We start from the raw sequence: 23317 nt of genomic DNA, 5'->3' as shown, positions 1-23317 counted from the left end.
TGAATGAACGCATTTCCTTTGTCCCGTCTCTGCATCGCCTTGTTGCTGTCCAGCACCCTGTTGGCCGGCTGCATGGTCGGCCCTGACTACCAGAAGCCGACCGCGCCGCTTTCCGCGACCTTCAAGGAAGCGCAAGGCTGGAAGGCGGCCAACCCTCAGGACGAACTGCCGAAGGGCGCCTGGTGGACGCTCTATCAGGACCCGCAACTGGACGCGCTCGTCAGCCAGGTGCAGCTCAATAACCAGAACGTTGCGCTGTACGCCGCTCAGTACCAGCAAGCATTGGCGCTGGTGCGTCAGTCCCGCGCCGAGCTGTTCCCCACACTGACCGGCACGGGATCAAGCACCCGCAGCGAGTCGGGCACCGGGTCGTCGTCCAATGGGTCGTCGTCTGGCGGCAGCGTGGGCAGTGCGGGCGGCGTGAGCAAGGAACATTCGGCGAGCTTGGACCTGAGCTGGGAAGCGGATATCTGGGGCAGGTTGCGCCGCACCAACGAGCAAGACCGGGCCAGCGCGCAGGCCAGTGCTGCCGACCTCGCCAACGCGACCCTGAGCGCACAATCGTCACTGGCTCAGGATTACTTTCAGCTGCGTCTGCTCGATCAGCGTATCGCCTTGTACCGGGAAACCATCGCGGGTTATGAGCGTTACTTGCAGATCATTCAGAACAAATACGACGAGCAGATTTCCTCGCGTGCCGATCTCGCGACCGGCAAGACCCAACTGCAGAGCGCCCAGGCCTCGATGCTGGACCTGCAGTGGCAGCGCGCGCAGTTGGAGCACGCCATCGCATTGTTGATCGGCAAGCCGCCTGCGGACTTCGCCCTGACCGCTGACCCGGCCTGGCAGTATCACGTGCCCGACGTGCCATTGGGCGTGCCGAGTCGCCTCTTGGAACGTCGTCCGGACATCGCCGCCGCCGAGCGTCAGATGGCCGCTGCGAACGCGGCGGTCGGCGTCGCGACGGCGGCCTATTACCCTGACCTGACACTGAGCGCCAGTGGCGGTTATCGAAGCTCGACGGTGAGCAATCTGTTTTCCTTGCCCAACCGTTTCTGGTCCATCGGCCCCAGCCTGACCGGCACCATTCTCGATTTTGGCGCGACGCGGGCGGGCGTCGATCAAGCGCGGCATGCGTACGACGCAACGGTGGCGACCTATCGCCAGACCGTGCTCACCGGTCTGGGTGAAGTCGAGGATTACCTGGTGGAACTGCGCACCTTGCAGCCTGAGCTGGAAGCGCGGCGTAACTCGGCTCAATCGGCCGAAGAGTCGGCAGCGGTCAGCCGTGACCAGTACGAAGCCGGCGTCATCGATTACCTCGACGTGGCCACGACCCAGGCCACCAGCCTCAACGAGCGCCAGACATTGCTCAGTCTGGTGGCCACCCAGTTGGTCACCAGCGTGCAGTTGCAGGCGGCGCTGGGCGGGTCCTGGAATCCTGAACAACCGGTGTCCATGGCCGGTGGAAACGCCGTAACGCCGTAACGCGTCTGGGCCATGTTGCGCCGTTCAAAGCCCCAGGCACACGGCGCCGGCGGCTACCACGGCGCACACGGTCCAGCGTTTCCCGCTCATGTCCTCGCCCAGAAACACGCGCCCGATCAGTGCCGCGAACACCACACTGGTTTCGCGCAGCGCCGACACGCCGCCCATGGCGCCCGATTGCATCGCCCAGATCACGATTCCATAGGCACCGATGGACACCAGTCCGCCGCCCAGCGATGCGGTCACGGAGAGCGGGTGGGTGCGGACCGGATCCAGCAGCGCGGCCCATCCGCGTTTGGCGATGAAGAGCAGCGGCATCGACCAATAGAACACGAACATCCAGGCGGTGTAGGCGAAGGCCTGGCCGTTGGACTGACGCACGCCAATGCCATCGATCACGGTGTACAGCGCGATGATCACGCCTGTGCTCAGTGCCGCGAGGACATCGGCGCGGGAGACGCGGCGGTCGAGAAGTGCCAGCGCAAGAATACCGCCCGATATCATGACGATCCCGAGGGCGTGCAGCGGGCTGATCGCCTCTTGGGCGAACAGCGCCGCGCCGAGGGTGACGAGCAATGGCGACGAGCCTCGCGCGATGGCGTAGGCCACTGACAGGTCGCTGCGGCCGTACGAGCGGATGAGGCTGATGTTGTAGACGATGTGCACCAGGCCGGAAGCAATGATGTATGGCCATGCCCCGGCGGCGGGCAGCGGCAGGTTAAGGGCGACCAGCGTAGAGACGGTGGCGATGACGATGCTCATCCAGGCCATGGACAGATGTCGGTCGCGGTTGCCATGCAGCAGGGCATTCCAGCTGGCATGAAGGATGGCGGCAAGCAGTACAAAACCGCCAGTGGCGCTGAGCATGGTGGTGTATTCCAAAGTAAGGGCAGAGAGGAGTGCTGCAAAGTAGACATCGTCGGCCGACGCTGGCGTGATCAGCAAAATATCTATCTTGGTGGTCCCTGACAAACCAGATAAATTGGCGCTTCACATCAGAAAGGCTATTGCGAATGAATCGGGTGTTGCCTCCTCTCAATGCGTTGCGCGCCTTCGAGGCGGCTGGCCGGCTGGGCAGCTTCAAGGACGCCGCGGCGGAATTGCATGTCACGCAAGGGGCGGTCAGTCAGAGCGTGCGTCTGCTTGAAGACTGGCTCGGCGCAGCGTTATTCGAACGGCACAACCGGCGGGTCGTCCTCACGCCAGCGGCAAGCGCTTATTTGGCGGACGTCGGGCCGCTGTTCGAGCAGTTGTCCCAGGCGACTGCGAGGTTCGGCTTTCCGGTGTCTGCAACACGTACGCTGTCCGTGAATGCCTCCGCGACCTTCACGCTGCGCTGGCTGGTGCCGCGACTGGAAGGGCTTCGTGCCCGACACCCCGGCATAGAGGTGCAGGTCGAGACGTCGAACAGGCCGGTGGAAAGTTTGCAGACGGCGTATGACGTCGTTATTCGCGGCGGACCGGACACGCTTTACGGTTATGCGACCCACGTGTTTCTCGGCGAAGAACGGGTGCCGGTGTGCAGTCCCGCGCTCTTGCAGCGTCTGCCACTGCAAGTGCCCGAAGACCTGCGCCAACACACCTTGCTGCACACCTCGAGCCTTCCACGGCTCTGGCCGGACTGGCTGGCGAGCGCCCGGATTCCCGCCTTGAAACCCGCTGCCGCCGTGGTCTTCGATCATTTCTACCTGACCTTGCAGGCGGCCATTGACGGGGTGGGCATCGCGATGGGGCCCATTGCCCTGGTGTCCAGCGATCTGCAGGCCGGTCGGCTGGTCATTCCATTTGCCCAGCCGCGGCTCAAATCCCGCAGTTATTGCGCTTACGTTCCAGCCGACAAAACAGCGGACGAAACCATCGCGCTGTTTTGTGCGTGGCTGCAAGAAGAGGGCAGCTTCAGCGGTCCGACGCTGCAGTAGCGCTCACGACGCGAGGGCGGGGCGGTTGATGTTCGGGAAAATGGCGTTTTGCGGCCGTGCGGATGTGAGTGCTGTAAAGCGTGAGGCCGGTGAACGCCAGTCCGCCGACCAGATTGCCCAGCACCGTCGGGATTTCATTCCAGACCATGTAATCCATCACCGAGAAATTCCCGCCCATGATCATCGCGGAGGGGAACAGGAACATGTTCACCACCGAGTGCTCGAAGCCCATGAAGAAGAACAGCATGATCGGCATCCACATCGCGATCACCTTGCCGCTCACCGACGTCGAGATCATCGCGCCGACCACTCCCATCGAGACCATCCAGTTGCACAGCATGCCGCGCAGGAAGATCGTGATCCAGCCGCCGACACCGTAATGCGCGTAACCCAGCGTGCGCGCTTCGCCGATGCTGGCAATCTTTTCGCCCACGGCGCCCGGTGCTGCGTTGAAGCCGTAGGTGAAGATGAACGCCATCATGAACGCAACGGTCAGCGCGCCGGCAAAGTTACCGGCGAAGACCAGCCCCCAGTTTTGCAGGACCCGGCTCGGCGTGACGCCGGGGCGCTTGTCCAGCAGCGCCAGCGGCGTCAGCACGAACACACCCGTGAGCAGGTCGAAGCCCATCAGATAGAGCATCGAGAACCCCACCGGAAACAGCACGGCGCCCAGCAGCGCCGAGCCGGTCTGCACCGCGATGGTGACCGCGAACACGGCGGCGAGGGCGAGGATCGCACCCGCCATGTAGGCGCGGATCAGCGTATCCCGGGTCGACATGTGAATCTTGGACTCGCCGGCATCGACCATCTTGGTGACAAATTCAAACGGAAGCAGATAGGACATGGGGTGACCTCGGGGCGAGCGTTAAGGGCGACGGGATGAGTGAAGGCGGCGTAGCGATTACCAGGATCGATACGGCAGGAATTTGCCGTTCAGGGTTACCAGCACGCGGTCGCCCTTGGGGTCTTCGATCTTGTCGACGTGCATGGAGAAGTCGATGGCGCTCATGATGCCGTCGCCGAACTTTTCCTGGATCACGTCCTTGAGGGTCGGCCCGTACACGCCAACCAGTTCGTACAAGCGGTAGATCAGCGGGTCCTGCGGGATGGCCTGATCCCATGCCTTGGTCGGGAATACGGTCATGGCGGCAGCCACTTCTTCCCCTTGTTCGCCGACCAGACCCAGCGTTTTGCAGATGCGTGCCGCCACATCCGCTGGCGCGCTGTTCATGCCATAGCACACTGAGGCGACCCAGACCGGCGCTTTCTCCGCAGCGTCGGCGAGGCTGTCCCAGCTCAGGTTCAGGCGGGCCTTGGCGGCCATGAGGGTGTGGTGCATTTCGGCTTTGTTCATCGTCGGTGCTTCTCTCGTCAGGGGAGTGATCGTATGTACGTTTCTCTATAGCGATAGCGAGAGTCGTGCCAGCACCGCATAAATCAATAACCTATTGAAAGTTAATGGTTTTCTAATTTTTATAAACCGCATCCGGACTTACGATATTTCGTTATTCACGAAATATGGTGAAAAGAATAACGAAAGTTCATATTTTCCAGTCGGGCCTGTCCGAGGCCTTACCCCATGGAAATGACGACATGACCACCACCGGTTTCGACGATGAAGCAATTGATCGTGCCTCCCAGGCGATGCTGGTGGTCGATCCCCAGGCTGATGCGCTGCTGCAAGCGAACCGTGCCGCCTTGGCGATTCTGGGCTGTGCGGGGCACGATGACGTGGCGGTTCGCTTCAGCCACTTCCTCGGCGAAGGGCTGTCGCTGTGGGTCAGTTTCAGTGACGAGGTGCTGACCCAGGGCCAGGCGTGGTCGGACGATCTGGTGCTGGTTGACTTGAACCGGCGCCAGCACGCCGTGGAGGTGAGCGCCAGCGCGCTGGCCGATGGCAGGCGCATTCTGTTCATGGTGCAGCAGCGGGATCTGCTCGAGACGCGGCGCAACCGCTCCGAAGCGCGCCGTCAGCATCGTCTCGGACACGTCGGGTGGGAGCGGATTTCGCAGGTCTTCGAGCGCATCGAACGACAAAACCGGATGATCCTCGGCGCAGTCGGCGAGGGCATCTACGGGCTCGATGCGAAAGGCCAGACCACGTTCATCAATCCGGCGGCCGAGCGCATTCTCGGCTGGAGCGCCGCCGACATGGTCGGCCACGATGCGCACCAGTTGTTCCACCACAGCCACCGCGACGGCACGCGCTTTCCCGTGATGCAGTGCCCTATTCACGCCTCGTTCAGCGACGGTCAGGTGCATCGCGTCGACAACGAGGTGTTCTGGCACAAGAACGGCGACGCCATCGCGGTGGAGTACACCAGCACGCCGATCTTCGAGATGGGGCGACTGGTGGGCGCCGTGGTGTTGTTCCGCGACATTCGCGAGCGCCAGCGCGCCGAGCAGCGACTGCGTGAGGCGTTGAACGAAGTCGAGCAGCTCAAACAGCGTCTGGAGGTGGAAAACCAGTACCTGCAGGAAGAGATCAAGGCCGAACGTAATCACCATGAAATCGTCGGCGAGAGCCCGGCGGTGCTGCACCTGATTCGCCAGATCGAGCTGGTGGCACCGACCGATGCGAACGTGCTGATCAACGGCGAATCAGGCACCGGCAAAGAGCTGATCGCGCGGGCCATCCATGCCAGCAGCCGTCGCTGTGATCGGCCGCTGATTCGCGTCAACTGCGCGGCCATCCCGAGGGACCTGTTCGAGAGCGAGTTTTTTGGTCACGTCAAAGGCGCGTTCACCGGCGCTGTCAACGCCAGGATGGGGCGCTTCGAGCTTGCCGACGGCGGCACGCTGTTTCTTGATGAAGTCGGCGAGATCCCGCTGGAGCTGCAAAGCAAATTGCTGAGGGTGCTTCAGGATCAGCAGTTCGAACGCGTCGGCGATAACGTGACCCGCGTGGTGGACGTGCGGGTCATCGCCGCGACCAATCGTGATTTGCGCGCGATGATCGGGGAGGGAGGTTTCCGTGAGGATCTGTATTTTCGCTTGAACGTGTTCCCGGTGCGTTCGGTACCGCTTCGTGAACGCATAGAGGATATCCCTCTGCTCGCCAGCCACTTCCTGCGGCGCGCGTCGAAGGCGTTCAACAAGACCGGGGTACGCTTGCCGCTGGCCCAGGTCGAACTGCTCAAACGCTACGCGTGGCCCGGTAACATTCGAGAACTGGAAAACGTGATCGAACGGCAGATGATCGTGTCGCAGGACGGGCGCCTGCGGTTCGACGACCTGGTGGTGGCCGGGGCACGGGTTCAAGCGCCCGTGGCCTTGCAGTCCCCGGACACCGGCGAACCCGTGCCCGACGAGATCCTGCAGTTGAAGTTAAGGGCGAACGCGGTGGCGATGCTCAAACGCACGGCGGGCAAGGTCTCCGGCGATGGCGGTGCGGCGCAATTACTGGGGGTCAAGCCGACGACCCTCGCGTCACGGCTGCGCAAATGGGGCATCGATCCGCGTGACTACAAACCGAAACGCTGAGGTTTTTCGTGCTCGTCCGCCCGATTGTGGCGCGGCTTGTGGCGTGGACTGTGCGTTGCGAGTGATCGCACGGGTTCAGGTGCGGTCAGCGGGGGACGCCTGCGCCGTGATATTCTTGCCGCCTTGCCAACCCTCTCAGTGGAACCCCCGTGAAATTCATTCACCAGCGCGAACACCTCAACGAAGACGACATTGTGGTGATCCAGGCCTCTGGCACCTGCAACATTCGTCTGATGAGCGACGCCAATTTTCGCAGTTTCAAGAACGGTGGACGTCATACCTATCATGGCGGCGCGTTTGATACGTTTCCGGCGAAAATCGTGGTGCCAAGCAGCGGCTTCTGGAACATCACGATCGATACCGTGACCAAACGGGCAATCAGCGTGACCCGCAAGCCTGACGTCAAACACTCGATCAAGATCGTTCGCCGGTCGAGCTCGTCCTTGCGCTGAACGCCTGGACGCATCGCTATCCATCGTCGGCGTCGATAGTCAGCATCACGTCTTTCAAGTTCAGTTCTGGGCCCGGAACTGGACAATGGCCTGTATTGAAGAGCCTGCCAGCGCGGCAGCATTTTTTACAGGAGATCGCCGATGCGTCGTTTGTTTTTTTCCGCCGTCTTGATGTCCGGCTCGCTGTTGGCGGGCTGTGCGTCCGCGCCCAATGAGCCGACGCTGACCCTGGTCACCCAGAAATCCCCCGAGCAGTTCACCGCCTGCGTGATGCCGAAACTGCAGGACAATGCGCTGAGTCCGAACCTGTCCCAGACTCAGCGGCATTACCGGATTGTCGTCTCCAGTTCCGTCGCCGCCGACAACGTAATCGAAGCCTACAAGGCATCGAACGGCGGTAAGGTGTTTGTGTATGAACGCAGTCTGATTAACTCCGGTTTTGGGCGGGCGGCGAAAGACTGCGTTTGAGACCTGTGCGGGCTTTTGTCATTTAACTGTCACGTAACTGTCTGTGACCTGCCACATCAAACGAAAACATTCGCTGGTATGATCGATGACTTTTTTCACGGGTCATCTGTCTCATGCGTCGCGCAGTATTCAATCAAAAGGGAGGGGTGGGCAAATCCAGCATCGCCTGTAATCTGGCCGCCGTTAGCGCGGCCGAAGGGTATCGGACGCTGTTGATCGACCTCGATGCACAAGCCAACTCCACCCATTACCTGACCGGTCTCACGGGCGATGACATGCCCGTCGGCATCGCCGATTTTTTCAAGCAGACCCTGTCGTCGTCCTCTTCGGGCAAGAAGAACCGGGCCGAGATCAGCGAGACACGCTACGACAATCTGTTCCTGATCGCCGCCAGCGCGGAGCTCTCCGATCTGCAGCCCAAGCTTGAATCCAAATTCAAGATCAACAAGCTGCGTCGTTTGCTGGTCGAGCTTTCTGAGGATTTCGAGCGGATCTACATCGACACGCCGCCCGCGCTGAATTTCTATTCCTACAGCGCATTGATTGCCGCCGAACGGGTGCTGATTCCGTTCGATTGCGACAGCTTTTCCCGCCAGGCGCTGTACAGCGTCATTGCGCAAGTCGCCGAGTTGCAGGCCGATCACAATGAATCACTGACCGTGGAAGGCATTGTGGTCAATCAGTTTGTCAGCCGCGCGAGCCTGCATCAGAACCTGATCGACGAATTGATCGCCGAAGGCCTGCCGGTGCTGTCGACCTACCTGAACAGTTCAGTGAAGATGCGCGAGTCCCACGAGGCGTCGGTGCCGCTGATTCATCTCGACGCACGGCACAAATTGACGTTGCAGTTCGTGTCGTTGTTGACGGAACTGGAGCGGGCGGCCTGACCCTCGGCACTCGAAGTCATTTGGCGCTCACCGGTTCTTTGGTTAGTCTGCCAGCATCTTCGTGTCGAACTTCAACGGGACCTGCCTCGGGTGATCAAGCCTATAACGCTGCTACGCCGTCGTTTTGCCTCCATGCGCTGGCGCACCCGCGTCACGCTTTGGGTAGCCGCCACGCTGGCCGGGCTGCTCGTCGTAATGTTTGCCCGGCTTGCCGACCTGGCGCTAGCTCAATTCGCCCAACAAACCAGCGAGAGGCCCTGGCTGCCGTTCATCTACACGCCGTTGATCGGGATGCTGGTGGTGTGGCTCACCACCCGTTTCTTCATCGGCGCGCAGGGCAGCGGGATCCCGCAGGTGATCGCGGCGACGCGTCTTGTTCATCAGGGGAAACCGGTCAACACGCTGGTCTCACTGCGCATTGCCTTCGCCAAAATAAGCTTGGGGACGCTGGCGCTGACTGGCGGTTTTTCCGCAGGACGAGAAGGGCCATCGGTTCAGGTGGCAGCTTCGATCATGCATGTCTTCCACCGGTTTTTGCCGAACGCGCGAATCGTCCGGGCCGAGGACCTTATCCTCGCCGGTGGCGCCGCCGGCATTGCTGCCGCTTTCAACACGCCGCTGGCGGGCATCGCCTTTGCGGTGGAGGAGCTGGGGCGCAAGCTGGAAACCCGCACCAGCGGCGTGCTGCTCAGCACCATCATTCTGTCCGGCATGGTGGCGATCGCCCTGCAGGGCAATTACAACTATTTCGGCCACTTCGGCGTTCAGGACATTGGCATCGACATCGTGGTCCCCGCCTTGGCGATCGGCATCGGTTGCGGGCTGCTGGGCGGGCTGTTCAGCCGGATGCTGTTGTGGCCTCAACGGCACCGCCAGTTCATCGTCTGGGAATGGCGCCGTCTGCATCCGGTGTGGTTCGCCGGCGCGTGCGGGCTGATCGTCGCGGTACTGGGCTGGGTCAGCGGCGGGATGTCGTTCGGCAGTGGTTACGGGATCACCTCGCAAGTGATCGCCTCTGAAGTCGGCCTGCCGTGGCATGCGCCCATCACACGCTTCCTGGCGACGGTGGTGACGTATTTTTCAGGCATTCCCGGGGGTATCTTCGCCCCTTCGCTGGCGGTGGGCGCCGCCGTCGGCAGCAACGCCGCCGAGCTGTTTCATCTTGCGCTTCAACCGACCATTGCCTTGTGCATGGTCGGCTTTCTGGCGGCGGTCACCCAGTCGCCTATCACCTCAGCCATCATCGTGATGGAGATGATCGACAGTCACGGCATGGTGATCAGCCTCATGGCCGTTGCCTTGATTGCCAAGGCCGTGAGTTCGCGCATGGGGCCGGAGCTGTACCAGCAACTGGCACGCGGGTTTCTGCAGACGGCGCAAGCGGACACTGCATCGCGCAAGACCGAGGGGTAACACGGTCCGGCGATGCAGCCTGTCTTGGTCGGCTTAGACGCTGCCTTCGCTTTCCACCACCAGAATGCGCGCTACGCCCAGCGGGTGAGCGACGTGCGCAGTGCCGACCGACGCATAAAAGACATCCCCGGTTTCAAGGATCGTCGACTGTTCGACACCGTTGTCCCTGAAGTGCATTTCCACGCGGCCGTCCAGCACCGCAAAGACTTCCTGGCCGTCGTTCACGTGCCATTTGTAGGGTTGGTCGGTCCAGTGCAGCCGGGTGGTGATGCCGTTCATGTTGGCGATGTCGAGCGCCGCCCAGGCGCGCTCGCCGGTGAAGGATTTACTGCGGATGATCTTCACGGTTTTACCTTCTCTTCAGTCGAGCCGACGGCACAGGTAGGCCTGTGTCTGGTAGGGAAAGGCGATGGTCTCTTGCCCGCGCAGTGCAGGATGCGTGCTGATCAGCTCGCGCAATTGTTCGGTGACGATGGCTTTGTCGGCGGCGGGCAGGGCGGCGATGAAGCTCACCGACAGAAACCGGTTCATGATCACGGTCTCGGCGCTGCCCGTATGGGTATAGGGGAAGCAGGTCATCTCGGGCTGGGAAAATAATGCCCCGTTGAACGGGCGTCGCCAGTCGCCGGTGTGAAAGCGCGGGGTATCGCCTTCGTAGGGGGTGATGATGCGGGTGATTTCCGCGACCCAGTCCACTGATTCGTCTCGCACGTTCCAGATCAGCCCCAGACGACCGCCGGGTTTGAGTACCCGGTGTATTTCCGAAAGCGCCGCCTCGTGGGCGAACCAGTGAAAGGCTTGAGCGCACACTAGGACATCGGCTTCGCCGTCCACCAGCGGCATGGACTGCGCTGTGCCTTGCAAGATCCTCGTGTCGGCCAAGTGCGTGGAAAATTCCTGCCGCATGGCGTCGACCGGCTCGATAGCGATCAGGTGTTCGGACAGCGGTTTGATCAACCGCGTGAACTTGCCGGTTCCGGCGCCCAGATCAATGACCGTAGACGTGGGCGTGATGCCGAGGGTGTCGCGTAACCACGTGCTGATTTCATTCGGGTAATCCGGTCGGCCTTGCGTGTACGTGCCCGCCTGCGTTGAAAACCCCACCTGAGCTGCTTTGTGAACAACTGTCATCGTCAGCCTTCCTCTGCGTGGAAAATGGCCGGGGCATTATGCGCCAGATTCCAGCGGCCAGGCGCTCAATTTCAAGCCTTCATTTGTGCCGGATTCGTCCACAGTCTTTGTCCCGTCGATGGCTATTTGGGACCCGGCTTAACACTTAGCATTTGTTCCAACCGCAGAGCAAAAGAAACAAGCCAGTGGCTCACACGGGAACCTGGAACGCGCTGTGTTACTTCCTCGACGATAAGGTGAATGAAATGAACTTTGCAAAAATTGCGATAGGTATGGTCATGAGCAGTGTGTTGGCGCCTGCGTTTGCAGACGACCGTCAATCCGCTGAAACGGCCAATAAATCGCCGGTCGAAACCTACGCTTACTCGACGCGTCTAGACATCCAGAAAGTGATCTCGGTGACCGATGTTTCCGACAAGTGCGGTGCAACGCCGGTGCAGATGACCTATCAGGATTCCCACGGTCAGCAGCATGTCATTGAATACCTGGGCGTCGGTATCGCCTGCACCAACGGCTGATGCTCGTGCGGGCAATGGAGGGTCGACACTCCATACTGCCGCTGACTGACCGACGCCGTGATCATCACGTTTTTCTTGCCGAACCCGCGACTTTCTCATCCGACGCCAGCAAATCCGGAATGGCACTTTTAAGAAATTCCACCCAGGTCTTTATCTTTGCGTCCACGAACTTTCTCGACGGATAGATCGCAAACAGATTCAACTCCTCCAGATGGTAATCCGGCAACACGCGCACCAATGTCCCCGCGCCAAGTCCCTCGACCGCTGACGCAATCGGCTGTATCCCGATACCCATTCCGTTCTTTATCGCGACCGTCATGCCATCCGCTGTATTGAGGTGGAGCGGCGAGGTGGGCACGTTGACCGTTTCCACCCCTTCAGGTCCATCGAATGTCCAGCTTTGCGCCGGCATGACCGTGTTCACGATCCGCAGGCAATCATGGTCGTGCAGGTCGCTGGGCGATTGTGGAATGCCGCGTTTGCCCACGTAGGCCGGTGACGCGCAAAGGATGCTGTAGGTGATGCCCAGCCGTTGCGCGACGAACCCCGAGTCGGGCAGGTCCCGCGCCAGCACGATGGACATGTCATAGCCTTCCTCGATCAGGTCGGGTACGCGGTTAGTCAGGTTAAGGTCGAACCTGACCGTTGGATGAATCTCTCTGTATCGGGCAATCGCACCGATGACGTAATGGTTGCCGATGGCCGACATGGCGTGGATCTTCAGTCGGCCTGAGGGCTTGACGTGTGCGGTGGCGGCTTCCTCGTCAGCGTTGCGCACTTCGTCGAGGATCTTTTCGCAACGCTGCAGATAACGCGCGCCAGCTTCGGTCAACGCCAGGCGACGTGTGGTGCGATTGATCAAGCGCGTCTGCAGTCTGGCCTCGAGACTCGAGACGGCCTTGGACACGTTGGTGGTGGTCGTGTTGTGCAGGGCGGCCGCTGCGGTAAAGCTGCCGCTTTGAGCAACGGCGATGAAAAAACGCATGGTCTGAAAGGTGTCCATCGCTTTTACCTTAAGGGAAATGTCCTGAGGGAAGGAGGCGTTCGATGGCAAATCACAGGTGCAAGGTTAGCGGCTGACGGGGCGCATCGAACGCGCTGAAGGGCGCGTTTCCGGTTTGGGAAACGTGCCCGGTGACACGCGTTCAGTTCGCAGCGGTAGCCATTTCGTGGCGGTCAGCGCGTTGGTCGAAGACACCCACCGAATTTCCACCCAAGGCGACGAACAGCCGCACGGTGTCGAGGTATTGTGCAGTCTTCACGCGGATCTGACCCAGCAGCGCCTGTTCATAGGCACGCTCGGCTTCGAGCACCTGCAGGATGCTGTTTTCGCCTTGCGCATAGGCCTGCTGGTTGAGTCGCAAGCTGGTTTGCGCGGAACGTAACGCGTCGTCCTGTGCCTGGAATTGTTCGGCGTCGTGGTTGATCGCCTGCAAGGTGTCGGCGACCTGGCCAAACGAGGTGATGACGGTCTGCTGATAACCGGCCAGCGTGGCTTTGTAGCCATCCACGGCCGCCTGACGCTCGGCTTCCAGTGTGCCGCCATTGAAGATCGGTGCCGTCAAGCCTGCCGCCAGACCCCAAAGGGCAGCACCGCCATTGCCTGAGGCCGACTGTGTCAGTGCGGCGGACAGTTCGACATGAGGGTACAGATTGGCGGTGGCGATGCCGACTTCGGCACTTGCCATGTGCAACTCGGATTCTGCCTGCCGTACATCCGGGCGATTGCGCGCGGTTTCCGACGGCAGACTGACAGGGACGCTGGCAGGCAGGACGAACTCGGCAAACTCGAAGGTTGGGGGCGTCCAGTCCCCCGGGCCTTTGCCGGTCAGGATGGCCAGTGCGTGACGGGCGGCGTCACGTTGCTGGGCCAGGGGCGGCAGTAAGGTCTTGTCCTGAGCCAGCCGCGTTTCAGCGAGCGACACGTCGATCTGCGTTGTACTGCCGCTGGCGTGCGCCGAGCGCACCAGCTTCAGGTTCTTCTCGTCGTTGGCGAGCAGGTTCTGTACGGCGGTCATCTGGGCATTGGCCGAGGCGATCAGGATCGCCTGACTGGTCACGTCGCCGGTCAGTGTCAGGTACGCCGCTTCGTAACGGTGCTTCTGCAGTTCGGCAAACGCGGCTTGTTGTTCGACGCGACGCTTGTTACCGCCAAAGGCATCCAGGTCGAAGCTGACCCGTGGGCCGATGGCATAGACGTTATCGACCGACGTTTGCGGGGCGTTATGGGTCTTTTGACGGCCGCCTGACGCGGCGAAGTCCACTTGCGGATACAGCGCGCCTTCAGCCGCCGCGACAGACGAGGCCGCCTGGCGAATTGTCGCGTCGGCGGCGACCAGCTCAAGGTTGCCGTCGATGGCGCGGTGCACGACCTGATCGAGCTTTGGCGACTTGAAGGCCGTCCACCAGTTGCCGTTGACGGCCTGGCCCAGCTCGATGTGTTGTACGCCGACGGTGTCGCCGTTCTTGCCCAAGCGTTGTTCGGCGTGTTGATCGTAGTGTTGCGAGGTCGCAGGCGCGGGCGACTGGAAGTCAGGACCGACGGTGCAGGCGCAGAGCAACATGAAGACGGACAGGGCACCGATCTTGAGGGTGAAGGGTGGTCTGTTGGCAGCAAAGGTAGTAGGGATCATTGGGCAGACTCCACGAAAGTTAGTTGGCCGGACCGGGCTTGCGAAGAAACACAACCAGCGGAATCACCACGACCATCGCCAGCATCAAAATCTTGAACTGGTCGACCACCGCGATGAAGGCCGCCTGGCCCGTGATCATTTCGTTGAGCGCCCCAACAGCTTGCAGGGGTGTCGACGCCGTTACGGAATGTACGGCGGTGCGATAGGGCGTCAGGTGACTGGCGAGCGCCAGGTGCATCGCTTGGGTGTTGTTGTAGAAATAGGCCTGCACGATCGCAATGCCGATTGTGCTTCCGTACACCCGAGCCAGGTTGAACAACCCCGTGCCTTCCGGGCGCAACGTCGGGTTGAGTGTGCTGAACGCCATCTTGGTGATCGACGGCATCAACATGCCCATGCCGACGCCTTGCACGAATCCGGCGACTGCGACCGGCGTCCAGTCCATCAGCGGCGAATAACCCAGCATCAGCCAGTTGGCGTAGATCACCACGGCCATGCCGCTGGCGATAACCAGGCGGTTGTCGATGAATGCGGGCATCCGCGTCATCAGCAGGAACGTGCCGACCAACCCGACACCGCGCGGAATGGTCATGTACCCGGTGGTGATCGGCGGGTAGCCGAGGATTTCATTGAGCATGGGCGACGTCAGTGCCAGCGTCGGCAACAGCACGAAGCCGAAGGCGAAAAACAGGATCGTCGAGAGCACGTAGTTGCTGTCCTTGAACAGGTGCTTGCCGAGGAAATGCGTCCTGGCGGTCAGCACATGCGTGAAGAACAGATAAAAGGCCAGTGCTGAAATCAGGGCTTCGATCCAGATCTCGCGCGACTCGAACCATTCCATGCGCTCGCCGCGGTCGAGGAGCACCTGAAGCATGATCATCCCGACGGTGAATGTGCCGTAGCCGAAGAAATCGAACGGCGGGGTCGTCGGCGCCTTGTTTCTTTCCAGCGAAACTTGCGTCACACCCAAAATCACTGCGGCCAAAGGGATGCTGGTGTAGAACACCGTGTGCCAGCCCTGGTACTCCGCAATAAGCCCGCCAATGGCTGGCCCGCTGACAATGCCCAGCAACACCGCCGCGCCGTACGGCACGCCGAAAGCGGACCGTTTCGCGGGCGGCAAGGTTTCCAGCGCAATGCCCAACGACAGTGGCGCGATGATCCCGGCGGCGACGCCCTGAATGATGCGCGCGCCCATGAATTCCAGCGGCGTGGTGGTGCAGGTGGCGATCCACAGCCCGACGATGAACAGGATCAGCGCGGCCTGATACATCGTTTTTACCCCGAAGCGCGCGGCCAGCCATGACGCCACCGGCATGGAGATCGCCGAAGCGGCCAGGTACGACGTGAAGATCCAGCCCGCCTGATCGTCCGCCATCGAGGTGCTCGCCTGAATAAAGCGCAACACGGCATTGGGGATCGAGACGTTGACCGACTGAACATAGGTCGCAAGCAGCGCTGCGTACCTCACGGTGCGCAGGGCGCCTGCCGCAGGTGTTCCTGCAGCGCCGGCGTTCATGATGGGTTACCCGCGGTCAACAAGGTTTTGAACGGGGTCCACCATGGGCTAGTGACACCGGTGTCGACTTTGACCGTCGCACTGATGCCCGAATACAGCGGGTGCTCGTGGTCGATGTCGTCCAGTTCAAGACGAACCGGAACCCGTTGAACCACCTTGACCCAGTTGCCGGTCGCGTTTTCGGGCGGCAGCAGGGCGAAGTCAGACCCCGCACCCGGACTCATGCTGATGACGTGGGCCTTGAAGACCTTGCCCGGATAGGTGTCGATGCGGATGTCGGCAGCCTGGCCGGGGCGCATGTGGGTCACTTCGGTTTCGCGGAAGTTGGCTTCGATCCAGACGTGTTTGTCGGACAGCAAGGCGAAGGCCGGGGTGCCGTTGTTGACGAAGTTGCCGACTTGCAGATCGTCCACTTTGGCCACGATCCCGTCTTCCGGCGCATAGACCGTGGCGTAAGAGAGGTAGAGTTTCGCCTCATCGAGTTGCGCCCTGGCTTCACGAACGCTCGGATGGCTGTCGACGTCAACGTTTGGATTGCCGTTCAAGGCAACGACGGTGTTGGCGATCTGTTGCTCGATGGACGCGATGCGTTGGCGGGACATCTTCAGGTCGGTGTCCGCACGCTCGAAGATGGCGCGCGAGACGAACTCGGTCGCGACCAGGGCCTTTTTGCGGGCAAATTCCTTCTGGTCGAAATCCGCCTGTTCTTTGGCCGATTGCAGTTCGGCCTGCTGCTGGCGGTAGCTGGCCTTGAGGCTGTCGATGCGCAGGCGGGCAACGCTCAATTGGGCGTCTGCACGATCAACGGCGATCTGGAACGGCTCGGGGTTGATGCGATAGAGCATCTGGCCCTTGCGAACCCACTGGTTGTCTTCCACCGAGATTTCCACGACCTGTCCGGAAACCCGGGCGTTGATCGCGGTCTTGGCGATGCGGGCGTAGGCGTTGTCGGTCGAAACGAACGGCGCGCTGGCGGTGTAGTGAGCGATGCCGAAAACGGCCACGATCAGCGGTACGCCGATCATGAGCCACGGTCGTGCTTTGTCTCTGAACGGCTTGCGCGCGGGTGTTGCGATCGCGCCAGGGCCAGGGTGCTCGGAAGAGGGTGTTGCTGAGCTATCGAACGGTTTAGTCATGATCGCATTCACCTGTAACCGGGAAGTCGGACGGCAGCGCTGTTGCTGGCGGCCCTGATGTCATTGATTGCTGTGAGGACTCACACCCGGTGGCACTGGCAACGACTCGATCCCAGCCAACCTCTCTCACAAAAAAGCCATAAGCGCGTGCGGTAGGGAGGGTCGCTCCACCGCACCTGTTTCGTCGCCGCAACGCCGGGTTCGGGTTCGGCTACAACAAACTCTGGATTCAGAAATTTATGGTTTCTGAATTTTGTGCGATGGTGTAAGAATATAGCCACATCCAATGCGACTCAAGGATTTTATACGACATGGCACAAAATAAAGATGGAGGGGGAAAAGGCCGCGGCCGTCCTCGTGCGTATGACCCCGACGTGGCGCTGCAACAGGCGCTTGGGGTGTTCTGGAACACGGGCTATTCAGGGTCTTCGCTGGACAGTATCGCCTCGGCGGCGGGCATGAACCGCCCGAGCCTGTACGCCGCCTTCGGCGACAAGCATGCGCTGTACATCAAGGCGCTGGAGCAATACTGGGACTTCGCTGCGGCCGATATGCACGAGGCGCTGACCAACCCGGACTTGACCCTGCCCGAGGCGCTGATGCGTTTTTACGAAGGGCAGTTGTCGATCTATTACTCGGGCGGTGGTTTGCCTCGCGGGTGCTTCGCGATTGGCACGGCCACCGCCGAGGCGGTCGAGGATGCCGCGATTCGCGAGGTGCTGGCCGACCGCCTTGGCAGGCTCGATGACGAGCTTGAAGTGCGACTGCGCGCCGCCGTCGATGCGGGCGAATTGAGCCCGGATGTGGATCCCGCCGCGCTGGCGGTTTTGGCCTCGGCGATGCTGCACAGCATTTCAATTCGCGCCAGGGCAGGGAAGTCCCGGGATGACTTGACCGCACTGGCGCGTAATGCGGTCAACGTGATCTGTGGATGAGCGATTGTGGTCCGTCGGCGGGGTGAGTGAGGCTCACGTGGCTGCACCCCTGCAAGACATTGTGGCGAAGGACCTCGCCGTGATTTTCTGCGGCATCAATCCGGGCCTGCTCGCAGCGGCTCAAGGGCATCACTTTGCGGGCAGAGGCAACCGTTTCTGGCGCACGCTCCATCTGGCGGGTTTCACGCCGGAGGAAGTGCGTCCGGAAGACGATCGTACGATTCTGGATTATCGGTGTGGACTGACCGCCGTGGTGAATCGGCCCACCGCGCGCGCCGATCAGGTGTCGCTCCACGAGTTCCAGGCAGCCGCCGCTGCGTTCGAAGAAAAGATCGCGCGCTGTGCGCCACGGTTTGTCGCCTTCCTCGGGAAAACCGCTTACGCGGCGCTTTCTGGCCAGAAGCAGGTGAACTGGGGCCGACAGGCGAGCCGCTTCGGTGATGCAGCCGTGTGGGTGTTGCCCAACCCAAGTGGCAGAAACCTCGCTTTTTCCCTCGAACAATTGGTGGACGCTTACCGCGAGTTGCGGCGGGCGGCTCAACTGGGCGACCCCGATTGCTGACGCCTGCCCTGATCAGTTCAACGCGGGCGTCGCCTGCATCGAGCGCAGCAAGGGCGCGTATTCGGCGTGGCTGACTGGGACGATGCCAGTGGCTTCCTGTGATTCGAGGAAGGTCGCCAGACCTGGCTGATCGTTGAGCATGGCCGTGCGAATACGTTCTTTCAGCGCGCTGCAGAGCGTGCCGCTGAAGACAAACGGGTCGTAGTGGATCGGCGAGGAGCGCCAGAGGACCTTGAAGGTGTTGCGGTCGATCAAGCCCCGTTTCAGGTACTCATCGGCTCGCACGCTGGACACAAAGCCGGCGTCCGCTTTACCCGCCAGCAGTGCATCCAGTGATTTGTCGTGAGAGCCGGAAAAGGCGATCGAGCCAAAGAAACGTGCCATGGGCATGCCGATTTTGTCCGAAAACTCGGCGTTGGGAATGATGTTGCCGGACGTGCTGGCCGGGTCCGTCAGCACAACCCGTTTGCCACGAAGCGTCTGAATGTCGCTGGCGACCTGGCTGCGCACCAGCAGCAATGCCTGATAGTCATGACCGGCGGGGGTGAAATAGCCGGGGCTGATGGTCAGGCTGGCGAAAGGCTCGATGCGTGGATCGCGTTGATACGCAAGCAGGTACGAGGCGGGGCCCAGCCACGCGATGTCGACACCACCCGAAACAATGGCATCGACCACGCTCTCGTAGGAGGACGACGGGACGATTTCAACCGGAATGCCGGTCGCGTGGCTGAGCCGGTCGATCAACGGTTTCTGCTCCTTCAGCAGTTCGTCCATGCTCTTCTTGGGAATGACCGCGATACGCAGGCTCTGCTGGGCGCATTGTGCCTGGGCGTTGTCCGCCAGGAAGAATGCGTTGAGCAGCAAGGCACTCAGAATCAGGGCGAAGCGTTTCACTGCGCGCATGTGTGTTCCGCATCCATGGAAGGCGCAACGATAAGGGCTGTCTGGGCAAACGGGGGATAGTCGAGAAGCTGTTCGGCCGACAACGGGCGGCTGAAGTGATAGCCCTGCGCGACGTCGCAGCCGGCAAGCTTCAGGCACACCACTTGTTCGCGGGTTTCGACCCCTTCGGCGACGACCTTCAGCCCCAGGCGTTTGGCCAGGATGATGGTCGAGGACACGATCGGGCTGTCATCGGGGCTGTTGGACAACGGCGCGATCAGCGTGCGGTCGATTTTCAGCTTGGTCAGCGGCAGCGATTGCAAGTGCGCGAAGCCAGCGTAGCCCTTGCCGAAGTCATCCAGGCTGATGTTCATCCCGGCCTCGCGCAGGCGCTGCAGGTGCTCGATGGCCTGACCTTCCTGGTCGAGCAACGTGGTTTCGGTGATCTCCAGCTCCATCCAGTGAGGGGCAATGCCGTGGCGCGCCAGTTTACCGAGCACCCGGTCACTGAAATCCGCCTGGTGCAGCTGCATCGCCGAGACGTTGACCGCCAAGCGCAATGCCCGGCCTTGTGACAGCCAGAGTTGCAGGGTTTCGCAGGCACGCCTTAGCACCTCCCAGCCCAGTTCGATGATAAAACCGCTGCGTTCGGCCAACGAAATGAACCGGTCCGGATAAAGCAGGCCGAACTCAGGGTGTTGCCAGCGCACAAGCGCTTCGTAGCCGTCCACCTGCATCGAATCCAGGCGGATTTGTGGTTGGTAATGCAGCACGAATTGACGTTCGTTCAAGGCGTTGCCGAAGGCCTGTTCGAGAATGAATTCTTCGACATCGGCAACGTTCAACGAAGGGTCGAAAAAACGAAACTGCCCGCGGCCTGCGCGCTTGGCCGAATACATGGCGGCGTCGGCGCTGCGAATCAGGTCTTCGACGTCCTGACCGTCGCGTGGGCAGATGCTCACACCGACACTCGGGCTGGTGGTGACTTCATGATCGCCAAGGGAATAGATCGCTGACAGCTTTTGCACCAGGGCCCTGACCCAGGCGTCGATCTGATCTTCGGTGCGTTCGCCGGCCAGCAGGACGACAAACTCGTCGCCGCCAAAACGCGCTGCTTCGTCATCCTGTTCGAGCATCCGGCTGATACGGCCGGCGACCGCTTGCAGCAGCATGTCACCGACCTTGTGGCCCAGCGAGTCGTTGATCGACTTGAAGCGGTCCATGTCGATGAACAGAATCGCCATCAGGCGCCGTTTGCCACGTTGGCGGGAGAGGGTGCGTGCCGCCACCTCAAGGAATTGACGGCGGTTGTGCAGCCCGCTGAGGTGATCGGTGGCGGCCGCATGGCTGCTGCGACGGTGTTCGTCTTCCAGGCGATCAATCAACTGCTGATTGACCTGCTGCGCCTGCTCCAGCGCGTTGAACGCCTCCTGGCGTTTGCGCAGTACACGCAAGGTCCAGAACAGGGTGCCAAGGATCAGCAACGTCATGCACAGGTTCAGCCACAGCTGGCGTTGGTAGGTGAGTCTGGAAGAGGCGAGGATTTCGTCTGTGCTCTGGCTGACCACGACACTGAAGCCACGCTGCGGCACCCGCAGGTACATGCTCTGATAACCGCCGTTTACCGTGTGCTGGATGAGCATGCCGGTGATGTCGCCGCTGGCGGGCAGTTCGGGCGTCATGGAGGCGCCGGACACCATCACGCCGCTGTTGCTGATGCGCAGGCGTTCCTGGCCGTCGTTGTCGAGCAAACGCATCATGCCGCTCTGACCCAGTTCGATGTGCTCGAACAGCCCCGCGAGATACCCGACGTCCAGTTGCACGACCAGAACGCTGTCCATCTTGCCGGTTGACGAGTCGACCAGCGGCAGCAGGAAGGGCAGCCGCCAGTTGGGCGATAACACGTTGCCCGTCGACAGCATCGATCCCGGCAGCAGGGGTTTGAAGCCGTAACGTTCGGTGTGTTGCTGCAGTTGCGTGAGCCACGCACTCGGCAACTGATGAGGCTCATCGAAATGGCTGGCGGACAACAGTTCGCCATCGCTGCCGTACAGACTCATGCGTTTGAACACCGGGTCTTCAGCGAGCATGCGCACTAACCCGCGATGACGCTGACCCAGATCATCCATGTCACCACCGGTCACACGGCCAATGGCTTGAGCACGGTCGACCAGTTGGCGCAGGTTCTCTGCAGCGATGGTGGCCAGGTTCAGGTGCTCTGCGGATTTGGCGGCCAGCGCTTCGCGGTGCGAGGTGGCTTTCTGCTGGAAATACAGCGCCCACAGAAACACCAGCGTCGCGGCGCACAACGTCATGAGCAGCCACTGGAGAAAGCTGAGGGAAGAAAAAGATCGGCGGATCACTGCTTTTATTCCTGCCGCGAGATGATGGCAGAATACTACTAGTTTATGTCGGGTTCGTGACGGTCTTGCGCTGTTCCCGCCTAGCGGATTCAGCATCGATTGATAAGCGTTGTGCATCAATCGATGAAAACATAGCACTTATCGTTTCAAAGTGTGTCGATCAAACTCCCGGTCATAAAGCGCCGAAAGGCTCATTAACAAGATCGCTGGAGAACAATCATGCATGGCTCCCCCCATCCGCGGGCAACGTCCGCCACGTCAAAAGCCGGTGCCGTCTTTCGCGTCACCTCGGGCAACTTCCTCGAACAGTTCGACTTCTTTCTCTTCGGTTTCTACGCCACTCAGATCGCCTCGGCGTTCTTTCCCGCGTCCAGTGAATTTGCATCATTGATGATGACCTTCGCAGTCTTCGGTGCCGGGTTCCTGATGCGTCCGTTGGGGGCAGTCATTCTCGGGGCTTACATTGATGACGTGGGGCGCCGCAAAGGGTTGATTGTCACCCTGTCCATCATGGCCAGCGGGACGTTGCTCATCGTGCTGGTGCCGGGTTATTCGAGTATCGGCTTATGGGCCCCGGCGCTGGTACTGTTGGGTCGCCTGCTGCAAGGCTTTTCGGCCGGTGCCGAGCTGGGTGGTGTGTCGGTGTACCTGGCGGAAATGGCCACACCTGGACGCAAGGGCTTCTATACCAGCTGGCAGTCCGGCAGCCAGCAAGTGGCGATCGTGGTGGCGGCTGCGCTGGGGTTTGCGTTGAATCAATGGATGGCGCCTGCAGCCATCGCGGATTGGGGATGGCGGATTCCTTTCGCCATCGGATGCCTGATCATCCCGTTCATTTTTGTGTTGCGCCGTAGCCTTCAGGAAACCGAAGAATTCGCCACGCGCACGCACCGGCCCACGATGAAGGACGTCATCGCCACGTTGTTGCAGAACTGGGGCGTGGTGGTGGCCGGTATGCTGATGGTTGCGATGACCACCACCGCGTTTTATCTGATCACGGTGTACGCGCCGACCTTTGGCAAAACCGTACTGAACCTGAGCACGGCCGATGCCTTGCTGGTGACCTTGCTGGTGGGGGTGTCGAACTTCATCTGGTTGCCCATCGGCGGCGCGTTGAGTGACCGTTTCGGCCGCAAGCCGCTGCTGATTGCCATGACCCTGTTGACCATCGTCACGGCCTATCCGGCCTTGTCGTTCCTGGCCCAGGCGCCCAGCTTTGGGCACATGCTCGAGGTGCTGCTGTGGTTTTCCTGCCTGTATGGCCTGTACAACGGCGCGATGATTCCTGCGCTCACCGAAATCATGCCGGTGGAGGTGCGCGTCGCGGGCTTCTCGCTGGCGTACAGCCTGGCAACCGCCGTTTTTGGAGGCTTCACGCCCGCCATTTCGACCTGGCTGATTCATCTCACCGGCGATAAGGCCGCGCCCGCTTACTGGATGACGTTTGCCGCCGCGTGCGCCCTGGGTGCAACGCTGATGCTGTACCGGAACATCTCCGCCCGCCCGCAGTTGGCGGTCTGACCCACCG

22 protein-coding genes are annotated in these 23317 nt (G+C 61.0%); 11 read left to right on the top strand and 11 right to left on the bottom strand.

Annotated elements, in window-relative coordinates; translation table 11 throughout:
• The first annotated feature begins 3 nt into the window (after positions 1–3).
• Complete coding sequence (locus ABDX87_RS03480; RefSeq protein WP_346831610.1) at positions 4–1488, top strand: efflux transporter outer membrane subunit; 1485 nt, start codon at positions 4–6, stop codon at positions 1486–1488.
• 24 nt (positions 1489–1512) lie between these two features.
• Here the strand turns inward: ABDX87_RS03480 and ABDX87_RS03475 are convergent, their stop codons facing one another.
• Complete coding sequence (locus tag ABDX87_RS03475; RefSeq protein WP_346831609.1) at positions 1513–2355, bottom strand: EamA family transporter; 843 nt, start codon at positions 2353–2355, stop codon at positions 1513–1515.
• Positions 2356–2510: 155 nt separating this feature from the next.
• Here ABDX87_RS03475 and gcvA point away from each other — a divergent pair, with 155 nt between their 5' ends.
• Complete coding sequence (gene gcvA, locus ABDX87_RS03470; RefSeq protein WP_346833691.1) at positions 2511–3407, top strand: transcriptional regulator GcvA; 897 nt, start codon at positions 2511–2513, stop codon at positions 3405–3407.
• Here the strand turns inward: gcvA and ABDX87_RS03465 are convergent.
• The gene (locus tag ABDX87_RS03465; protein ID WP_346831608.1) at positions 3385–4251 is read right to left on the bottom strand and encodes a formate/nitrite transporter family protein; all 867 of its coding nucleotides are present in this window, start codon (positions 4249–4251) and stop codon (positions 3385–3387) included. The two genes, gcvA and ABDX87_RS03465, sit on opposite strands and share 23 nt — an antisense overlap.
• Before the next feature lie 57 nt (positions 4252–4308).
• The gene (gene cynS / locus ABDX87_RS03460) at positions 4309–4761 is read right to left on the bottom strand and encodes a cyanase (protein WP_346831607.1); all 453 of its coding nucleotides are present in this window, start codon (positions 4759–4761) and stop codon (positions 4309–4311) included.
• 239 nt (positions 4762–5000) lie between these two features.
• On the opposite strand from cynS, the gene ABDX87_RS03455 reads away from it, so the two are divergent.
• The 5 genes from ABDX87_RS03455 to ABDX87_RS03435 all read left to right on the top strand — a co-directional run bounded on the left by ABDX87_RS03455 (position 5001) and on the right by ABDX87_RS03435 (position 10110).
• Positions 5001–6890: a sigma 54-interacting transcriptional regulator gene (locus ABDX87_RS03455; RefSeq protein ID WP_346831606.1), complete on the top strand. Its 1890-nt coding sequence runs from the start codon at positions 5001–5003 to the stop codon at positions 6888–6890.
• 149 nt (positions 6891–7039) lie between these two features.
• The gene (locus ABDX87_RS03450; protein WP_346831605.1) at positions 7040–7342 is read left to right on the top strand and encodes a DUF1883 domain-containing protein; all 303 of its coding nucleotides are present in this window, start codon (positions 7040–7042) and stop codon (positions 7340–7342) included.
• Between the two features lie 141 nt (positions 7343–7483).
• Positions 7484–7810 carry a hypothetical protein gene (locus ABDX87_RS03445; RefSeq protein WP_346831604.1) on the top strand — a complete coding sequence of 109 codons (327 nt, stop codon included), beginning with the start codon at positions 7484–7486 and terminating at the stop codon, positions 7808–7810.
• Between the two features lie 113 nt (positions 7811–7923).
• Positions 7924–8697, top strand: a complete 774-nt coding sequence (locus tag ABDX87_RS03440) for a ParA family protein (RefSeq protein ID WP_346831603.1) — start codon at positions 7924–7926, stop codon at positions 8695–8697.
• A gap of 90 nt (positions 8698–8787) precedes the next feature.
• Positions 8788–10110: a chloride channel protein gene (locus ABDX87_RS03435; protein ID WP_346831602.1), complete on the top strand. Its 1323-nt coding sequence runs from the start codon at positions 8788–8790 to the stop codon at positions 10108–10110.
• Between the two features lie 33 nt (positions 10111–10143).
• Here the strand turns inward: ABDX87_RS03435 and ABDX87_RS03430 are convergent, their stop codons facing one another.
• Both ABDX87_RS03430 and ABDX87_RS03425 read right to left on the bottom strand, forming a co-directional pair.
• Positions 10144–10455: a cupin domain-containing protein gene (locus tag ABDX87_RS03430; protein WP_346831601.1), complete on the bottom strand. Its 312-nt coding sequence runs from the start codon at positions 10453–10455 to the stop codon at positions 10144–10146.
• A gap of 15 nt (positions 10456–10470) precedes the next feature.
• Positions 10471–11241, bottom strand: a complete 771-nt coding sequence (locus ABDX87_RS03425) for a class I SAM-dependent methyltransferase (RefSeq protein ID WP_346831600.1) — start codon at positions 11239–11241, stop codon at positions 10471–10473.
• A gap of 245 nt (positions 11242–11486) precedes the next feature.
• On the opposite strand from ABDX87_RS03425, the gene ABDX87_RS03420 reads away from it, so the two are divergent.
• The gene (locus tag ABDX87_RS03420; protein WP_346831599.1) at positions 11487–11759 is read left to right on the top strand and encodes a DUF2790 domain-containing protein; all 273 of its coding nucleotides are present in this window, start codon (positions 11487–11489) and stop codon (positions 11757–11759) included.
• A 64-nt stretch (positions 11760–11823) separates the two neighbouring features.
• On the opposite strand, the gene ABDX87_RS03415 is transcribed toward ABDX87_RS03420, so the two are convergent.
• From ABDX87_RS03415 to ABDX87_RS03400, 4 genes are all read right to left on the bottom strand, one after another.
• Positions 11824–12762 carry a LysR family transcriptional regulator gene (locus ABDX87_RS03415; protein WP_346831598.1) on the bottom strand — a complete coding sequence of 313 codons (939 nt, stop codon included), beginning with the start codon at positions 12760–12762 and terminating at the stop codon, positions 11824–11826.
• Positions 12763–12904: 142 nt separating this feature from the next.
• Entirely contained in the window at positions 12905–14392 is a 1488-nt protein-coding gene (locus tag ABDX87_RS03410) for an efflux transporter outer membrane subunit (protein ID WP_346831597.1), read from the bottom strand.
• Positions 14393–14411: 19 nt separating this feature from the next.
• The gene (locus tag ABDX87_RS03405; protein WP_346831596.1) at positions 14412–15911 is read right to left on the bottom strand and encodes an MFS transporter; all 1500 of its coding nucleotides are present in this window, start codon (positions 15909–15911) and stop codon (positions 14412–14414) included.
• Complete coding sequence (locus ABDX87_RS03400; RefSeq protein WP_346831595.1) at positions 15908–17047, bottom strand: HlyD family secretion protein; 1140 nt, start codon at positions 17045–17047, stop codon at positions 15908–15910. Before ABDX87_RS03400 ends, ABDX87_RS03405 begins: the two co-directional genes overlap by 4 nt.
• A gap of 311 nt (positions 17048–17358) precedes the next feature.
• Between ABDX87_RS03400 and ABDX87_RS03395 the strand changes: the two genes are divergently transcribed.
• Positions 17359–17982 carry a TetR/AcrR family transcriptional regulator gene (locus ABDX87_RS03395; protein WP_346831594.1) on the top strand — a complete coding sequence of 208 codons (624 nt, stop codon included), beginning with the start codon at positions 17359–17361 and terminating at the stop codon, positions 17980–17982.
• 37 nt (positions 17983–18019) lie between these two features.
• The gene (gene mug / locus ABDX87_RS03390; protein WP_346831593.1) at positions 18020–18544 is read left to right on the top strand and encodes a G/U mismatch-specific DNA glycosylase; all 525 of its coding nucleotides are present in this window, start codon (positions 18020–18022) and stop codon (positions 18542–18544) included.
• Between the two features lie 12 nt (positions 18545–18556).
• Here mug and ABDX87_RS03385 read toward each other — a convergent pair whose 3' ends face one another.
• Together ABDX87_RS03385 and ABDX87_RS03380 are read right to left on the bottom strand one after the other, a co-directional pair.
• A complete protein-coding gene (locus ABDX87_RS03385; RefSeq protein ID WP_346831592.1) occupies positions 18557–19447 on the bottom strand; it encodes a phosphate/phosphite/phosphonate ABC transporter substrate-binding protein in 891 nt (296 codons plus the stop codon).
• Positions 19435–21789: a bifunctional diguanylate cyclase/phosphodiesterase gene (locus tag ABDX87_RS03380; protein WP_346831591.1), complete on the bottom strand. Its 2355-nt coding sequence runs from the start codon at positions 21787–21789 to the stop codon at positions 19435–19437. The genes ABDX87_RS03385 and ABDX87_RS03380 overlap by 13 nt, the downstream gene beginning before the upstream one ends.
• 219 nt (positions 21790–22008) lie before the next feature.
• Here ABDX87_RS03380 and ABDX87_RS03375 point away from each other — a divergent pair, with 219 nt between their 5' ends.
• Positions 22009–23310, top strand: a complete 1302-nt coding sequence (locus ABDX87_RS03375; RefSeq protein ID WP_346831590.1) for an MFS transporter — start codon at positions 22009–22011, stop codon at positions 23308–23310.
• Positions 23311–23317 lie beyond the last annotated feature (7 nt).

The organism is Pseudomonas abietaniphila, assembly GCF_039697315.1.
Taxonomy (GTDB): Bacteria; Pseudomonadota; Gammaproteobacteria; order Pseudomonadales; family Pseudomonadaceae; genus Aquipseudomonas; species Aquipseudomonas abietaniphila_B.
The sequence above is the reverse complement of the archived record's forward strand: the minus strand, read 5'-3'. Positions and strand labels throughout refer to the sequence as shown.

Bases quoted from the DNA above. Each gene is read 5' to 3' on its own strand.
- ABDX87_RS03440 (WP_346831603.1), top strand. From the start codon at position 7,924: ATGCGTCGCGCAGTATTCAATCAAAAGGGAGGGGTGGGCAAATCCAGC.
- ABDX87_RS03400 (WP_346831595.1), bottom strand. From the start codon at position 17,047: ATGACTAAACCGTTCGATAGCTCAGCAACACCCTCTTCCGAGCACCCT.
- ABDX87_RS03395 (WP_346831594.1), top strand. From the start codon at position 17,359: ATGGCACAAAATAAAGATGGAGGGGGAAAAGGCCGCGGCCGTCCTCGT.
- ABDX87_RS03475 (WP_346831609.1), bottom strand. From the start codon at position 2,355: ATGCTCAGCGCCACTGGCGGTTTTGTACTGCTTGCCGCCATCCTTCAT.
- ABDX87_RS03465 (WP_346831608.1), bottom strand. From the start codon at position 4,251: ATGTCCTATCTGCTTCCGTTTGAATTTGTCACCAAGATGGTCGATGCC.
- ABDX87_RS03415 (WP_346831598.1), bottom strand. From the start codon at position 12,762: ATGGACACCTTTCAGACCATGCGTTTTTTCATCGCCGTTGCTCAAAGC.
- cynS (WP_346831607.1), bottom strand. From the start codon at position 4,761: ATGAACAAAGCCGAAATGCACCACACCCTCATGGCCGCCAAGGCCCGC.
- ABDX87_RS03480 (WP_346831610.1), top strand. From the start codon at position 4: ATGAACGCATTTCCTTTGTCCCGTCTCTGCATCGCCTTGTTGCTGTCC.
- ABDX87_RS03455 (WP_346831606.1), top strand. From the start codon at position 5,001: ATGACCACCACCGGTTTCGACGATGAAGCAATTGATCGTGCCTCCCAG.
- ABDX87_RS03405 (WP_346831596.1), bottom strand. From the start codon at position 15,911: ATGAACGCCGGCGCTGCAGGAACACCTGCGGCAGGCGCCCTGCGCACC.
- ABDX87_RS03445 (WP_346831604.1), top strand. From the start codon at position 7,484: ATGCGTCGTTTGTTTTTTTCCGCCGTCTTGATGTCCGGCTCGCTGTTG.
- ABDX87_RS03425 (WP_346831600.1), bottom strand. From the start codon at position 11,241: ATGACAGTTGTTCACAAAGCAGCTCAGGTGGGGTTTTCAACGCAGGCG.
- ABDX87_RS03420 (WP_346831599.1), top strand. From the start codon at position 11,487: ATGAACTTTGCAAAAATTGCGATAGGTATGGTCATGAGCAGTGTGTTG.
- ABDX87_RS03375 (WP_346831590.1), top strand. From the start codon at position 22,009: ATGCATGGCTCCCCCCATCCGCGGGCAACGTCCGCCACGTCAAAAGCC.
- ABDX87_RS03385 (WP_346831592.1), bottom strand. From the start codon at position 19,447: ATGCGCGCAGTGAAACGCTTCGCCCTGATTCTGAGTGCCTTGCTGCTC.
- ABDX87_RS03410 (WP_346831597.1), bottom strand. From the start codon at position 14,392: ATGATCCCTACTACCTTTGCTGCCAACAGACCACCCTTCACCCTCAAG.